The sequence below is a fragment of the Brucella cytisi genome, from assembly GCF_038433355.1.
Taxonomy (GTDB): Bacteria; Pseudomonadota; Alphaproteobacteria; order Rhizobiales; family Rhizobiaceae; genus Brucella; species Brucella cytisi.
In genome coordinates this window covers 364,919-379,421 of the sequence record NZ_JBCAUP010000001.1, presented here as the reverse complement: position 1 = coordinate 379,421, position 14,503 = coordinate 364,919, and the positions used below count along the sequence as shown (strand labels likewise).

Here is a 14,503-nt window from a genome sequence, read left to right as displayed (position 1 = left end):
AGTTTCCTCCCGGCAGAACGAATTCAATATGTACGCACGCTGTCCCAGACGTTGCAAAGTCCACGATAGCGCATCACCATGTCGGCGATTGCTTCTTCGTCGCTGATCGAACCATTCAGCCATTTGCGTGCCGCGTCGCCAAAGATGGTGCGTCCCACCGCAAAGCCTTTGACAAGGTCAAATTCGGCAGCAATTGCAAGACTGGCTTCCAGTTCTTCGGCAGGCGCGTCCAGCCCCAGAACAACGATACCGCGTGTGTGTGCATCATTGCGTATGATCGCGTCACAGGCATTGGCCCAGGCCGCTCTGGTCTTCATGGGTTCTAGCTTCCACCAGTCGGGATAGACGCCAATTTCATAAAACCGCGTGATCACACGCGCAGTTGTGTCGTCATCGACGGGACCTGCTTTGGATGGGATGACTTCCAGCAGGAATTCCAGTCGGTTGCGCCGTGCGGCTGCGAAAAGACGTGAGACAGTTTCTTCCTGTTCTGCCTTGAATTCAGCTGTGTCATCCGGATGGTAGAAGCATAGCAACTTCACTACATTCTCGACAGGCCACTCGACCAGTCCACCGCAGTCTGGTCCGAGTTCCGGTTCCAGCTTGAGCGGACGCGAGCCGGGCCATTCGGTCGGACGTCCGATCCACAAGCCCGTACCGGCGGCCCGGTAAAGAGCATCGCGGCCCAGTCGACCATCACACAATATGCCGTAACCCTCATCCCCGTTTGCCACCTGCAAGGCCGCATTCAGGCAAAGCTGTTTGAACTCGCCAATCTTTTCCGTTGAAACGCTCGCCTCGGCGGCCATTTCTTCCAGTTGAATACGGTGATCAAAGGCAAAAACGCGCATATGTGGCCAGTGGCCGTTGCGATTGGTGGACCAATGTATCTGCTCCAGCGCAGCATCCTTGCGCAAAGCCTTGTTGCGAATGCCGGTACGGAAAAAATACTGAAGCTCTTCCCAGCTCGGATAAGCTGGCGTGCATCCATGTCGCGAGACCGCAAAAGCCCCGCAGGCATTGGCGAATTTGAGGCTGGTAGGCCAGTCTTCATCCTTCAGCCAGCCGCGCAAAAGCCCGGACATGAACCCGTCACCCGCACCAAGCACGTTGAAAACGTCAATCGGGAACCCTTCGCCGCTCTGTCCCTCGTCGAGGCTGTTAGGGATTGGGCCTTCGAAAACCACTGCTCCCATGGGGCCACGTTTGCAGACCAGTGCCGCATCCGTTACTGCGCGCACGGCTTTCAGCGCTTGAAGCGTGTCTGTCGAGCCGCCAGCAATATGAAACTCTTCTTCCGTGCCGACGATCAGGTCGAACAGATGCAGGGTCGATTGCAGTTTGGTCGTAACAGCTGCGGATTCGATAAAACGATTTTCGCCGTCGCCATGACCGGAAAGCCCCCAGAGATTGGGGCGATAGTCTATGTCGAGTGCCGTCCGGCTGCCATTGTCGCGAGCAAGACGGAGTGCTTTCAGAACCGCCGCTTCGGTCTTCGGATGTGATAGATGTGTGCCTGTAACCAGAATACAGCCAGCTTCGGCGATGAGGACCGGATTGATGTCGTCCTCGCACAATGCCATGTCGGCACAATTCTCGCGATAGAATATCAGTGGAAAATGCTGCTGATCGCGAATGCCGAGAATAACGAGCGCGGTCAGGCGTTCGGGATCGGTGACGATACCGCGTGTGTCCACGCCTTCGCGTTCCAGCTCGCGTAACAGAAAACGGCCCATATGCTCGTCACCAACACGGGTGATAAGTGCGGATTTAAGGCCCAGCCGTGCAGTCCCGGTTGCGATATTGGTAGGAGAGCCACCTACATATTTGTTGAAGGAGGCCATGTCTTCCAGAAGGCCGCCAACCTGTGCGCCATACAGGTCAACCGAAGATCGGCCAATCGTTATCAAGTCGAGCCGCTTCACTACAATCCTCCCTCGCTATTTTCTTATTGCTGCAAGGCTGTGCAGGATTCATGCACACATAGCAGTTATTCCATTTTTGATTAAAATGGATTTATTATTCCATTTCAACTAAAAAATGGAATATGCACGGGAAGGATCAGTCGCTTTGACGTGCGGTGCCTACGGCTACAGCGAGCGCTATGGCGAGACAAAGCGTTGCGGAGAGTGAGCGGAAGGCGCCGAAATCCACCTCTGAAACGAGCAATGTCTGTTTGGCAGATTTACTCATCGGGCTGACAAACGTGTCAGTGATGCCGACGACGTCGATACCACGCGCGGCGACGGTTTCGGCCATGGTGACCGTTTCCGGTGAGTAGGGTGAAAACGTAATCGCCAGAAGCACATCGCCTTCGCGAATAGCATGCAGGTTCTCCAGTTTGCCGACTGCACTGTGCAGCATGGCAGGCACTTGCATCTTCTCCAGCGCGTAAGCCAGGTAGCTCGCGACGGGAAAAGCACGGCGGATGCCGACAATATGGATTGTCTGCGCGCTGGCCAAAAGCTGAACGGCCTTTTCGAGCGCATCTGGATCAATGGTTTTGAGCAGCCCTTCGAGGGAAGTGCGCCCTGCTTCGGCAAACTCGGCAAGAAGGGCGGGGGCGCTGCCGGTCGCCGTTTCTCGCAAATGTTGCAATCTGGTTGAATAGTCAGGCCAGCCGCCCGCATAGGAATCCCGGAACAGCTTCTGCATCTCCGAAAAGCCGGAGAAACCCATGATCTGGCAGAAACGCATGAAGGCTGAGCTCTGCACACCCGCACCTTCGGCCATCTCGGCGACGGTCGACACAGCGATACGGTCCTGGTTGGCGGCAACGAAATCGGCGCACTGTTTCAGCCTCTTCGGCAAACGGTCGGAAACCTCTAGCAGCTTCGCCTCGAATTCCTTGATATTCGTCGGAACGCTGATTGATGACGGGGCGGGGGAATCCATCAGTGGCCTTTCGGTATGGTCTCTTGACAATCTTTATGTCACATTCTAGCAAAATAGAATAAATATTCTATAGTATATCTTCATTTGACCGAAGATGGCCGTTTCCTGGGAGGATGAGGCAATGGTGACACGTCTGGCACTGCTCGGCGCGGGCCGTATAGGTAAGGTTCACGCAGGCGCAATCGCTGCGGACAAGCGGGCCCGTTTGGTCGCGGTCGCAGACGCAAATGAGGCGGCGGCGCAAGCAATTGCTGATTCTGCCGGTGCGGAAGCCCGCGATATTGACGCTATCGAGAAGTCAGACGATGTGGACGCAGTGCTGATATGCACACCGACCAATACCCACGCCGATCTTATTGAACGGTTTTCTCGCGCCGGCAAGGCTGTTTTTTGTGAGAAGCCGATTGATCTTGACATAGCGCGCGTCAGAGCCTGCCTCAATGTCATTCGAGAAACTGGCGCGAAAGTGATGCTGGGTTTCAATCGCCGTTTCGATCCGCATTTTGCAGCAGTGCACAAAGCCATCAAAGATGGGCACATCGGCAATGTTGAAATGGTGACGATCACCAGTCGCGATCCGGGTGCGCCACCCGCTGAATATATCAAGGTATCCGGCGGCATTTTCCGTGACATGACGATCCATGATTTTGACATGGCGCGTTTTCTCCTCGGTGAGGAAATCGAGAACGTATCGGCCTCGGCTTCGGTGCTGGTCGATCCGAAAATTGGAGAACTTGGCGATTATGATAGTGCAAGCGTCATTTTGACGACTGCTTCCGGTCGCCAGTGCGTCATTTCCAATTCGCGTCGCGCTTCCTATGGCTACGACCAGCGCATTGAAGTCCATGGATCGCTCGGTGCTGTTTCGGCGGAAAACCAGCGTCCGATCTCGATAGAAATCGCTTCTAAAGACGGTTATAACCGTCCACCATTGCATGATTTCTTCATGACCCGCTACACGGCCGCTTATGCAACGGAAATCGCCTCGTTTATCGATGCGCTGGACACCGGCAAGGCGCCGCATCCTTCAGCAGAAGATGGATTACAAGCTTTGGCTCTGGCTGAGGCGGCACTTCGTTCGGTCAGGGAAGACCGCACTGTCAAAGTTGCGGAAGTTCTCGGATAAGGCGGTAATTTTGTTTGCCTTTTCTCGCAATCGGCTGCGATATGCGGGGCATGGCCTACAAGATCGATGATTTGCCGTTCGGAGAATTTTTCGTACCCGTGAGCAAAGCTACGGCGGCTCTGGTGCGGCTCGACGAACGACTTTTGCGCTCGCCCATTCGCGAAGGGATGCTTGAGCGAATGCATATGCACGATGCCGTCGCTTCGATGTGGCTTGAAGGCGAACTGGTGCATATGGAAGACCTGGTCTTGCATGATGCTTTGATGGACAGCCGGATGCCTAGTCACGCCCTGACCATCGCACACGCGGTTTTGCGCATGCGTCGGCAGATTGCTGGAAGACCTGCAGATTGGGCTCTTGGCCCTGCTGGTGTTCAGCAATTGCTTGGCCGCACGGTCGATACTGTACCCTCTGGAATTGAGCCATCCGGGGCAATCGATGATGATGTCGATCCGTTGCTCAATGACATTGACCACCTGCTTGCGCGGACTGATGCCCTTTTGAAGGGAACTGTCTCAGGCAGGTCGAAGTCGGAAGCCGTCGCGCGCGATACGCTACTTTACGACGACGACTGGGATGAGGATGCGCGTTTGCAGGAATGGCGGGACTGTCTTGCGGCGACAAGGTATCTGCCACCACTTATGCGCGCCGCATTGATCCAAGACGCGTGGTTTTCTCTCGAAGTCGTGCAACGATCGTCATGGATCGGTCGGTTACTGACTGCCGCCTTCTTGCGTCAGAGTGGCCTTGCAATCGGTCATTTGCCAGCAATCAGTCTTGGTCTCCGCGCGAAACGACCGGATGAACGGCGCTCACCTAACCGTCTTGTCCGTATCGGGGCGTTTTTTGAAAGTATCGAGGATGCAGCCGATACGACCATGAAGGAGCATGATCGGCTGCTTCTGGCGCGCGAACAGATGCAGCGTAAGCTCAAGGGGCGCAGGTCCAATTCGCGATTGCCGCAACTGATGGATATGGTTCTACGCAGTCCCGTCATTTCCAGCCAGATGGTGGAGAAGGAACTGCAGGTTACGCAGCAAGGGGCTTTGAAGCTGATCTCGGAACTCAATCTGAGAGAAGTTACCGGGCGCGGACGGTTTCGCGCCTGGGGAATTCTCTAGGCCGGCTTCATGCACTTGCCGCGAAGATGGTCAGCGAAGAGCTGAAACTCGTTGCGGCGGGCGGTGTTGGAGCGCCAGACGAGAACCAGTGACCGATAATTGTTTTTGCCCTCATAAGGAACGATGCTCAGCTCCGTTCCGCGCGTGGCTCCGGCTTTGATCGCCACTTCAGGCAGCAGCGTAACACCCATCCCGAAGTCGACAAGTTGCACCAACGTCATGATAGATGTGGCATGAACGTCACCGCTTGCTCGGGCCGGTGTGGACCCTATGGCGGCCATGACGTGTTCCCGAAGGCAATGCCCGGTTTCCAGTAGAAGAAACGGCTGGTCCTGCAAGTCGTCTGCATCGACCTGCTCGCGATTGGCCAGCGCATGATCGCGCCGCACTGCCAGATAGAAGATGTCCCGACCAAGCTCTGCTATCTCAAATTCATCGAGGTCGTAGGGATGAGCGACCAGTGCTACATCGAGCGAACCTGAACGCAAGCTGTCGAGCAACGACCGAGTGAGACCTTCACGAATGGTCAACTGCAATTCGGGAAAGGCTTTAGCGGTCGCAGGCAGGACTTTAGGCAGCAGAAAAGGCGCTATCGACGGAATGACGCCCATTCGTAGTCTGGTCGTCAGCGGTCGTTCAGCTTGTCGCGCGTGTTCAGGCAATTCTTCAATGAGGGCTATAATCGTACGAGCGCGTGCGAGAAAATCCTCACCAGCGGGCAAAAGCTGCATTCGTCTGCCCGAGCGATCGATCAACGTTACGCCAAGTTCTGTTTCAAGCGCCTGAATAGCAGCACTCAATGTCGATTGGGTAACACCCACGACCTCAGCTGCACGCGAAAAGGACCCCGCTTTGACAAGGGCCATAAAGTAATGGAGCTGGCGGACGCTGATATTGAGCATTGATTCTTTCGACTTTGCTCCATCGTTTAAATCGATGGATTTGATCGTTATAATCGCTTTGACCGATTTAACAAGAATCCCTATATAAGACTCGTAGTCGGAAAATTCTGTAAGTTCAGAAATTTCCGCATAACAACTGAATTTACAGGCAGGTATAAAATGCTCGGTATCGGCGATAAGCTTCCCTCCTTCAAGGTCACCGGCGTAAAGCCCGGTTTCAACCATCACGAAGAAAACGGCGTTTCGGCATTTGAAGAAATCACCGAAGCAAGCTTTGCGGACAAGTGGAAGGTTATCTTCTTCTACCCGAAGGATTTCACCTTTGTTTGCCCTACCGAAATCGCCGAATTTGCCCGTCTTGCATCGGATTTCGAAGACCGTGACGCAGTCGTCCTGGGCGGTTCGACCGACAATGAGTTCGTGAAGCTCGCATGGCGTCGCGATCACAAGGATCTCGACAAGCTACCGATCTGGTCGTTTGCCGACACCAATGGTTCGCTGGTCGATGGCCTCGGCGTTCGTTCGCCAGATGGTGTTGCGTACCGCTACACCTTCGTTGTCGATCCGGACAACACGATCCAGCACGTTTACGCAACCAACCTCAACGTTGGTCGCGCTCCCAAGGATACGCTGCGCGTTCTCGATGCGCTGCAGACCGATGAGCTCTGCCCATGCAACCGTGAAGTCGGTGGCGAGACGCTCAAGGCTGCCTGATAGCCCTTGATTGGTTTGCAGAAAGGCGGGTCAAGGCCCGCCTTTCTTTTATCTAGAGCGGTTCCGGTAAAAACGAAATCGTTGGAACCGCTCTATCTCTTTGTTTTCGGCATGTCTTTATCCCAAAACCGGTTCCCACTTTCGGGAGACATGCTCTAATATCCAAATGACAGATAAAGAGGGTTACATGTCCATTGATGATCTGAAGTCAAAGATCCCGGATTTCGCCAAGGACGTTCGTCTCAATCTTTCGTCGATGGCAAGCGACGAAACTCTGACACCGCAACAGAAATACGGCCTGTTCATCGCCTGCGGCATTGCTTCTCGTAATGCCGACGTGCGCAGGGCGCTTGTTGCCGAAGCCGTTGCTAAGGCTGATGCCTCCGTCATTCAGGCGGCAAAATCTGCTGCGTCGATCATGGGCATGAACAATGTCTATTACCGCTTTGTGCATCTTGCGACCAACAAGGACTACCGCACCATGCCAGCGAAGCTGCGCATGAATGTGATCGGTAATCCGGGTGTCGATAAGATTGACTTCGAACTCTGGTCGCTGGCCGTATCTGCTATCAATGGCTGCGGCATGTGCATCGATGCACATGAGGATGTTTTGCGCAAAGCCAATGTGACGTCGGAAACGATCCAGACAGCCGTGCGTTTTGCGTCGATTATCCAGTCAGTGGCTATTGCGCTGGAAGCTGCTGACACAGAATAAAAGCTGCAAGCTCCTTAAAAAGAAAAGCCCACGTGGATCGCTCCACGTGGGCTTTTTCGTTTCGGAAGTTCGTTATTCGCCGCGCTTGAACGAGATAAAGGCAAAACCGATCAGCGAAATCACAGCTGCGGCAGACATGTAATAGCCGACATAGTCGAAGCTATAATGCGTTGCAAGCCAGGTTGCGATGTAAGGCGCTACGGAAGCACCCAGAATGCCTGCCAGATTAAAAGTCAGCGAAGCACCGGTGTAACGAACCGAGGTTGGGAACGGCTCGGCCAGAGCAGCGCCAATCGGACCGTAGGTCAGGCCCATCAGGCCGAAGCCGATGACGAGGAACGCGAGTACGCCGGCCGTACCAGCCATGAACAAAGGCGCCATGATGAAGCCGTAGAGGCCGATCAGAACGGTGACGATGATCATGACCGGACGCATGCCGAAGCGGTCTGACAGCAGGGCCGCTACCGGGATCATGAGGCCGAAGAAGATTACGCCAATCATCTGAAGAATTAGAAATTCTTCACGGCTGTAACCAAGGGCGCGCGTGCCCCAACCCAATGAGAAGACTGTCATCAGATAGAACAGGACGAAGGTTGCAACCGCACCGATCGTGCCGAGGAACAGGCTCATCTTGTGCTTTTTGAACAGCGTGGCGACCGGTACTTCGACGCGTTCAGCCTTGTCGATTGCTTTCTGGAATTCTGGCGTTTCAGCGATTTTCAGTCGGATGAACAGGCCTACACCAACCAGAAGTGCACTGGCGATGAAAGGAATGCGCCAGCCGAAAGCAAAAAACTGTTCTTCGGTGAGAGCTTCTGCCAGAACGAGGAAGATGCCAGTTGCCAGAATGAAGCCAACTGGCGCGCCAAGCTGCGGGAACATGCCGTACCAGGTACGCTTGCCTTCGGGTGCGTTTTCAGTTGCGAGCAGCACTGCACCACCCCATTCACCGCCAAGACCAAGTCCCTGGCCCAGACGGCAGAGAGCGAGCAAAAGAGCTGCCCAGACGCCAATCGAATCATAGGTTGGCAGGAAGCCGATGGCGACGGTGGAAATGCCCATGGTCATGAGCGCTGCAACGAGCGTCGCTTTGCGTCCAACCTTATCGCCAAAGTGACCAAACAGAGCACCACCGATAGGGCGGGCGAAGAAGGCAATCGCAAAGGTTGCCAGAGACTGGAGAAGCGCGGAATTGCCGTCGCTTGCAGGGAAGAACAGATGCGGGAATACGATCACCGCAGCGGTGGCATAAATATAGAAGTCAAAGAATTCGATCGTGGTGCCGATCATGCTCGCGGCCAGAACTCGGCGCGCGGAATTTTTCTGCGGGGCAACCGCTACAGCGACAGTCATTGTTTCAGATCCAATATTTACGGGCCGTCTAAATTTGAGGGAGGAGCCCGAGATACGGCCTCTTTAAAACTGCAGGGTATGGAATCGCAAGAGAAAAACGGCTTTTGAGCAACTTTATGATTTCGAATAGGCAATTTTGGAAAGAAAAGCGAAAGTGGGTAAAATTCCCGTCAGTGCTCCGTCAGGTCTTTTAATTGCCGTAACGGACGACTAGATTTCCAATGTCGTCCGTTTGGAAGCAAAGATGTATCGAGCACAGTACGATATCGGTTTCAGGAATACAGCACGAGGCCATGCGGTCTTGTGTTCGCCCTCCCGCGTGCTCGTGACAATGCTTTCGTTCGTGTTTCTTCTCTCAGTGCAACTCTGTTACGCAATGGCGCATGACATGCCATCTGTGCAGACAGTTTCTGATTGCAGTTTGAACCTGCCGCATCACATGGACGATTCGTCGATGCCGTCGAGCATGGATAAATCTGCCCCAGTGGATCACGGCGCTAAAGCACCCAATGCTTGTGTCATGATGATTTGTGGCTGCGTCGTTCAGCTTGGCACGAATTTGCGTGCCTTTACTCCGGTTCTGGATTTTGGTTTGCCGCCGCTTGTCGCGGCACTTAGCGGCAAATTGCCGAATAGAGATTTGCGGCCTCCCATACTGCTCCCGGCTTGATCTGAAAATCGCCGCCAAAGGTTTGGCGGCCATGAGATTATTGTCTGGAGAATAACCATGACTGGAATTACACGTCGCCGCCTGCTGTCTCTTGGGGCAGGGGCCGCTTTTCTAACTGCTATTCGCCCTTTTGACAGCATTGCCCAGGACACGCACATGGGCCACGGCGCTGCTTCCTCAGCGACCGCCACGGCTGGACGGCCTTTGCCTTTACCGCCGTTGATCGAACCGGACGCATCGGGCGTTGTTGAACTGAAAGTGCAGACAGGCCGGCACAGCTTTGAAGAAGGAAGCGAAGCGGCATCTGCTGGCATCAATGGTGCCTATCTCGGCCCCCTCGTCCGTCTGAAGAACGGCGAAACGGTCACTCTTTCCGTTGAAAATGGCATGGATGAAGAGACTACACTTCATTGGCATGGGCTTTTTGTTCCGTCCGTACTCGACGGTGGGCCACACAATCTGATTGCGTCGGGCGCAGAATGGAAGCTGAAAGTTACGGTTAACCAGCCGGCCTCGTTCAACTGGTTTCATCCACATTTGCATGGCAACACCGCCCGCCAGGCGCATATGGGTATTGCCGGTTTTATGGTGGTTACTGACGGTAAGGATGCTGAGCGCGGACTACCAGAAGATTACGGAGTGGACGATATTCCGTTGGTGCTTCAGGATCGCCGGGTGATCGAAGGTGATAAGGTCTATCAACCGGATATCATGGACTTGATGCATGGTTTCCGAGGCGACAAGCTTATCGTGAATGGTGTCGTTTCACCGGAAGCACGTGTTCCCGCCTCCATTGTCCGCCTGCGTATCCTGAACGGCGCCAATGCGCGAAATTTTCATGTTCGTCTGAGCGACAATCGGCCTTTGCTTGTCATAGCGTCTGATGGCGGCTTCATTGGAAAGCCAGAAGCGGTCGAAAGGCTAACCATCAGCCCCGGCGAGCGCTACGAGGTTCTGGTTGATTTCTCCAAGGGTGAAGCCGCTGATTTGTTGACCTATGGGGATGACAGCGGCGGTGACGATTTGCACTTGATGCGGTTTGTCGTGGACAGCACCTTGCGAGGGAAAATCACGGCAGTTCCAGATCGTCTTGATGGTCCTGATGCAGCCGATGAAAAGCTATCCGTAAAACGCCGTTCATTTTTCTTCGATGAGCGCATGGCGGAAAATATGAAACTGATGATGGCAAAGCCGTCAGCTGATCCTCATGCCGGGCATAATATGGATATGGGCTCGATGTCCGGCGCCATGGATCATGAAATGCACGGTGCCAGAACTTCTGCCGATGCGGGGCCTGCGCTTGAAGCTCTGACCTCGGGTGTGGAAATGGCAATCGCGGGTAAACCGTTCGACATGAATCGTATTGATGTCGAGGCTAAACTTGGCTCCTGGGAGATTTGGGATCTCACAACCAAGGAGATGCCGCACCCATTCCATATCCATGGAGCCTCATTCCGCATTCTTTCCCTGAATGGCAAGGCTCCGCCAGTGCACCAGTCGGGATGGAAGGATACTGCTTTGATCGATGGCAAGGCCGAAATACTTGTCCATTTTGACCGTGAGGGAGCGAAGAGCCACCCGTTCATGTTCCATTGCCATGTGCTGGAACATGAAGATGTGGGCATGATGGCTCAGTTCGTAACGGTATAATCCGGCTGGACCGCGTGTCAGGCGTTTGTCACGCGGTCCTCACACGGAAGATTTATTTTCGAACAATTTCTGACGGTGTGCGTTGTCCTCTCATCACGAATTATCGCGATCAGGAGGAAATGATGCAGCCGTTATTGATAGCTTCAGCAATGATGCTTCTGACAGTTCCCGCAGTTGCAGCGGATGTGAGTGTCAAACTCTACGAAGCTCTGCCGACGGGGCAAGGGAAGGAAATCGGCACCGTCACGATCTCGCAGACTGCGGACGGATTGCAATTCAAACCCGATTTGCGTGGCCTTCCTGCGGGTGAGCACGGTTTTCATGTCCATGAGAAAGGAAGCTGCGCACCCGGCGAACAAGATGGAAAAACTGTTCCGGCGCAAGCCGCCGGTGGGCATTACGACCCCTCACATTCCAAGCATCACATGGGGCCGGAAGGCGAAGGACATCTTGGTGATTTGCCTTTACTCAAAACAGATGCCGCGGGCAATGTAACGCAAAGCGTCACGGCTCCGCGTCTCAAGTCACTGGATGAAATCAAAGATAGAGCTTTGATGGTTCATGTCGGTGGCGACAATTATTCCGACGAGCCCAAGCCCCTTGGCGGCGGCGGAGCACGGTTTGCTTGCGGTGTGATCGAATAGTCAGGAGCGCAGATCTATCCCCAGTTTTCGATGCGGATTTTGGAACCATCTGAAAAGCGCGATATATGAAACGCTGAAGGATCGACAACTGGCGTTTCTCCCGTGACCATATCGGCCACAAGCTTACCTGCGCCTGGGCCGATACCGAAGCCATGCCCTGAAAAGCCTGTCGCTACGATCGCCCCTTCCACGCCTGGAAGTGGTGAAATGACCGGAATGACGTCCGGCATTGTGTCAATGAGGCCTGCCCATTCCTGCGCTATTGTGGCCGACGCGAAAGAAGGAATTGCCTGCTTCAGTTTTGTAAGGACCTGAGTATTCGCTGCCTTGTGTGGAGCGGGGTCGAGCGTGCGGATTTTCTCGAAGATGGAGACCTGATCGGCGGGACGAAGTTTCCACTGGAATGCTTCCTCGAAGAAACGTTCGCCAAACCGGAATCGCAACGACCGCCACTCGGTCGAAAGCGACGGTATAAAATCGCGGAAGAACCGAAAGCTGTCGGGCACGATATCGGCTATGGAGCCTCCAAGGCTTGCGACTGTATAACCTCCGTCCAGCCTTTTGCGCAGTGCAAAATCTGAAAATGCAATCGCAGGCTCCACACCGGCATCAATAGGCGCTGTACGGAATACGGATGAACGAACTTTCAATTGCGGCAGATGGGCATCAAAAGCGGAAACGATAAGTCTGGACCAGGCCCCGCCCGCGATGACCACTGCTTCACAGCGCAGGCGGCCTTTTTCGGTAAGGACAGCCGTCACCCGACCATTGGTCGTCTCGATACCGCGCACCGCACAATTTTGCAGGATGACAGCACCATTCTCTTGTGCTTTTGCTGCAAATGCCGGAACAGCTTTTTGCGGTTCCGCGCGACCGTCGAGTGGCGTAATCATGCCGCCTGCGAGATGTCGATTGACGCCCGGTGCAAGTGCTGCAGCTTGCTCAGTATTGAGAAGTTGTGTTTCGATACCGTGTTCGCTGGCGATTTTTATCCATTCAGCATAAAGAGCCATTTGCTCTTCTTTTTCAGCTGTATAGGCAATCCCGGTAACGCGAAAGCCCGTTTCGCGACCTGTGCGTTCGTTCATGCCATCCCATAGCCGCATGCTCTCGACGATGAGCGGCATTTCGCGGCTGTCACGGCCTGTGCGGCGGCACCAGCCCCAGTTACGGCTGGACTGTTCGCCAGCAATCTCTCCCTTTTCAAGAAGAGCGACGGGAATGCCGCGCTCGGCCAGGAACAGAGCAGTAGAAACACCGATAATGCCGCCGCCAATGATGGCGATTTTGGTTTCCTGCGGCAAGCTTTCGGCTGTCGCCACCTTATCCGTGACCGGCCCCATTTCGGTATTCTCCTGCAATGCGATTGGGTGATTTGGGTATGTGGAAGCATGGTGAGCATGGCCCGCTTTTTGTTCACGATCAACCAGATAACCTATAAGAGAAATACTTAATTACGATATTCCTGAGATATTCTATCCTGTTTTGGTAGCTTTCTGGAGAATGTGTCTCTATATCCGCCTGAACAGCAATCTGGACACGCGATCTTGCTTATGGACGCACGTAACCCGCACGATGAACGACAGGTCTCCGGTCATTCCGGTCCGGCGCTGACGCTGTCCGGTGTCGGTCGCCAGTTTGGCGCAGTGCGTGCGCTTGATGACGTGTCTCTTGATGTTCATGCGGGTGAGATCATTTGTCTGGTTGGTCATTCGGGCTGCGGCAAGACCTCCCTGTTGCGCATTATCGCTGGTATCGATGCTCCAGATAGCGGAACACTCACGATGGGAGGCAAGAAGCTTGTCGGACCATCTGTTTTTATTGAGCCGGAAAAGCGGAACGTTGGTGTGGTCTTTCAGGACTACGCCTTGTTTCCGCATCTGACGGTCAAAGAAAATATCCTGTTCGGCTTGCGAAGAATACCCCGCGACGAAGCGAACGCACGAGCAACCGAGCTTCTCGAACTGGTGTCGCTCTCCCATATGGCGGATCGCTATCCGCATATGCTGTCGGGCGGTGAGCAGCAGCGTGTTGCTCTTATCCGTGCCCTTGCTCCGAACCCACATCTTCTGCTGATGGACGAGCCATTTTCGAACCTCGACAGAGGTCTGCGTGCCCGGGTTCGTCGTGAGACAGTGGCTTTGTTAAGGGAACTTGGAACGACAGCAATTATCGTAACGCACGAAGCAGAAGAAGCATTGTCGACTGGGGATAGTGTGGTGTTGATGCGCTCCGGCAAGATAGTTCAAAGCGGTCCGGCACGCGAACTCCATGACCGGCCAACGAACCGTTATGCCGCAGATTTTTTCTGCGACTTCAATATGATATCGGGCAAAGCTGAAGGCGGTAAACTGGCAACTCCCTTTGGAGAGCTTGCTCTGGCTGAACAGCTTGAACCAAATGCCGAAGCGTTTGTTTATCTGCGTCCGCGCGACTTCTCGATTCTGTCCGATGCTGAATCCAACGAAGCTGTGCTGCATGGACATGTTGAATCGCGAACGTTTCTCGGTGAAATCGAAGAATTGGTTGTACGGGTGACTGATGCTGCGCCGTTGTTGCGGGTGCGTACAGAATTGAGGCTTCCGGCCTCTGCGACCGATATTTTTTTATGCCCACATTGGGATAAGGCGCTCATTTTCCCCAAGTGATGGAAAATATACGCCGTTAGAGTTGCATGGGTAATTGACCGTCAGCGAGCCTCACCGTATAACTT

Annotated in this window: 13 protein-coding genes; 8 read left to right on the top strand and 5 right to left on the bottom strand. The window is 54.1% G+C overall.

Annotated features, from left to right (window positions below; all coding sequences use genetic code 11):
• Positions 1–23: 23 nt before the first annotated feature.
• Entirely contained in the window at positions 24–1,925 is a 1,902-nt protein-coding gene (locus AAE521_RS01810; RefSeq protein ID WP_342060344.1) for a bifunctional 5-dehydro-2-deoxygluconokinase/5-dehydro-2-deoxyphosphogluconate aldolase, read from the bottom strand.
• Positions 1,926–2,061: 136 nt separating this feature from the next.
• On the bottom strand, positions 2,062–2,895 hold the full coding sequence (locus tag AAE521_RS01805) for a MurR/RpiR family transcriptional regulator (protein ID WP_071632132.1): 834 nt from the start codon (positions 2,893–2,895) through the stop codon (positions 2,062–2,064).
• A 121-nt stretch (positions 2,896–3,016) separates the two neighbouring features.
• Here AAE521_RS01805 and iolG point away from each other — a divergent pair, with 121 nt between their 5' ends.
• Positions 3,017–4,021, top strand: coding sequence for an inositol 2-dehydrogenase (gene iolG / locus AAE521_RS01800; protein ID WP_071632133.1), 1,005 nt, complete (start codon positions 3,017–3,019; stop codon positions 4,019–4,021).
• A gap of 50 nt (positions 4,022–4,071) precedes the next feature.
• Positions 4,072–5,142, top strand: a complete 1,071-nt coding sequence (locus AAE521_RS01795) for an RHE_PE00001 family protein (RefSeq protein ID WP_071632243.1) — start codon at positions 4,072–4,074, stop codon at positions 5,140–5,142.
• Here AAE521_RS01795 and AAE521_RS01790 read toward each other — a convergent pair.
• A complete protein-coding gene (locus AAE521_RS01790) occupies positions 5,139–6,044 on the bottom strand; it encodes a hydrogen peroxide-inducible genes activator (protein WP_071632134.1) in 906 nt (301 codons plus the stop codon). The genes AAE521_RS01795 and AAE521_RS01790 overlap by 4 nt on opposite strands.
• Before the next feature lie 159 nt (positions 6,045–6,203).
• Between AAE521_RS01790 and AAE521_RS01785 the strand changes: the two genes are divergently transcribed.
• Both AAE521_RS01785 and ahpD read left to right on the top strand, forming a co-directional pair.
• Complete coding sequence (locus tag AAE521_RS01785; RefSeq protein ID WP_012093191.1) at positions 6,204–6,758, top strand: peroxiredoxin; 555 nt, start codon at positions 6,204–6,206, stop codon at positions 6,756–6,758.
• 187 nt (positions 6,759–6,945) lie between these two features.
• Positions 6,946–7,473, top strand: a complete 528-nt coding sequence (gene ahpD, locus AAE521_RS01780) for an alkylhydroperoxidase, AhpD family (protein WP_342060343.1) — start codon at positions 6,946–6,948, stop codon at positions 7,471–7,473.
• 72 nt (positions 7,474–7,545) lie between these two features.
• Here ahpD and AAE521_RS01775 read toward each other — a convergent pair whose 3' ends face one another.
• Complete coding sequence (locus tag AAE521_RS01775) at positions 7,546–8,826, bottom strand: MFS transporter (RefSeq protein ID WP_029927110.1); 1,281 nt, start codon at positions 8,824–8,826, stop codon at positions 7,546–7,548.
• 244 nt (positions 8,827–9,070) lie between these two features.
• On the opposite strand from AAE521_RS01775, the gene AAE521_RS01770 reads away from it, so the two are divergent.
• From AAE521_RS01770 to sodC, 3 genes are all read left to right on the top strand, one after another.
• The gene (locus tag AAE521_RS01770) at positions 9,071–9,496 is read left to right on the top strand and encodes a hypothetical protein (RefSeq protein ID WP_071632135.1); all 426 of its coding nucleotides are present in this window, start codon (positions 9,071–9,073) and stop codon (positions 9,494–9,496) included.
• Between the two features lie 57 nt (positions 9,497–9,553).
• The gene (gene cueO / locus AAE521_RS01765; protein WP_071632136.1) at positions 9,554–11,146 is read left to right on the top strand and encodes a multicopper oxidase CueO; all 1,593 of its coding nucleotides are present in this window, start codon (positions 9,554–9,556) and stop codon (positions 11,144–11,146) included.
• 122 nt (positions 11,147–11,268) lie between these two features.
• Entirely contained in the window at positions 11,269–11,790 is a 522-nt protein-coding gene (gene sodC, locus AAE521_RS01760; RefSeq protein ID WP_071632137.1) for a superoxide dismutase family protein, read from the top strand.
• Positions 11,791–11,804: 14 nt separating this feature from the next.
• Here the strand turns inward: sodC and AAE521_RS01755 are convergent, their stop codons facing one another.
• A complete protein-coding gene (locus tag AAE521_RS01755) occupies positions 11,805–13,133 on the bottom strand; it encodes an NAD(P)/FAD-dependent oxidoreductase (protein ID WP_071632138.1) in 1,329 nt (442 codons plus the stop codon).
• A gap of 210 nt (positions 13,134–13,343) precedes the next feature.
• Here AAE521_RS01755 and AAE521_RS01750 point away from each other — a divergent pair, with 210 nt between their 5' ends.
• Entirely contained in the window at positions 13,344–14,438 is a 1,095-nt protein-coding gene (locus AAE521_RS01750; RefSeq protein ID WP_342060342.1) for an ABC transporter ATP-binding protein, read from the top strand.
• The last annotated feature ends 65 nt before the right edge of the window (positions 14,439–14,503 follow it).

Bases quoted from the DNA above. Each gene is read 5' to 3' on its own strand.
- sodC (WP_071632137.1), top strand. From the start codon at position 11,269: ATGCAGCCGTTATTGATAGCTTCAGCAATGATGCTTCTGACAGTTCCC.
- ahpD (WP_342060343.1), top strand. From the start codon at position 6,946: ATGTCCATTGATGATCTGAAGTCAAAGATCCCGGATTTCGCCAAGGAC.
- AAE521_RS01755 (WP_071632138.1), bottom strand. From the start codon at position 13,133: ATGGGGCCGGTCACGGATAAGGTGGCGACAGCCGAAAGCTTGCCGCAG.
- iolG (WP_071632133.1), top strand. From the start codon at position 3,017: ATGGTGACACGTCTGGCACTGCTCGGCGCGGGCCGTATAGGTAAGGTT.
- AAE521_RS01775 (WP_029927110.1), bottom strand. From the start codon at position 8,826: ATGACTGTCGCTGTAGCGGTTGCCCCGCAGAAAAATTCCGCGCGCCGA.
- AAE521_RS01805 (WP_071632132.1), bottom strand. From the start codon at position 2,895: ATGGATTCCCCCGCCCCGTCATCAATCAGCGTTCCGACGAATATCAAG.
- AAE521_RS01750 (WP_342060342.1), top strand. From the start codon at position 13,344: ATGGACGCACGTAACCCGCACGATGAACGACAGGTCTCCGGTCATTCC.
- AAE521_RS01795 (WP_071632243.1), top strand. From the start codon at position 4,072: ATGGCCTACAAGATCGATGATTTGCCGTTCGGAGAATTTTTCGTACCC.
- cueO (WP_071632136.1), top strand. From the start codon at position 9,554: ATGACTGGAATTACACGTCGCCGCCTGCTGTCTCTTGGGGCAGGGGCC.
- AAE521_RS01770 (WP_071632135.1), top strand. From the start codon at position 9,071: ATGTATCGAGCACAGTACGATATCGGTTTCAGGAATACAGCACGAGGC.
- AAE521_RS01785 (WP_012093191.1), top strand. From the start codon at position 6,204: ATGCTCGGTATCGGCGATAAGCTTCCCTCCTTCAAGGTCACCGGCGTA.
- AAE521_RS01790 (WP_071632134.1), bottom strand. From the start codon at position 6,044: ATGCTCAATATCAGCGTCCGCCAGCTCCATTACTTTATGGCCCTTGTC.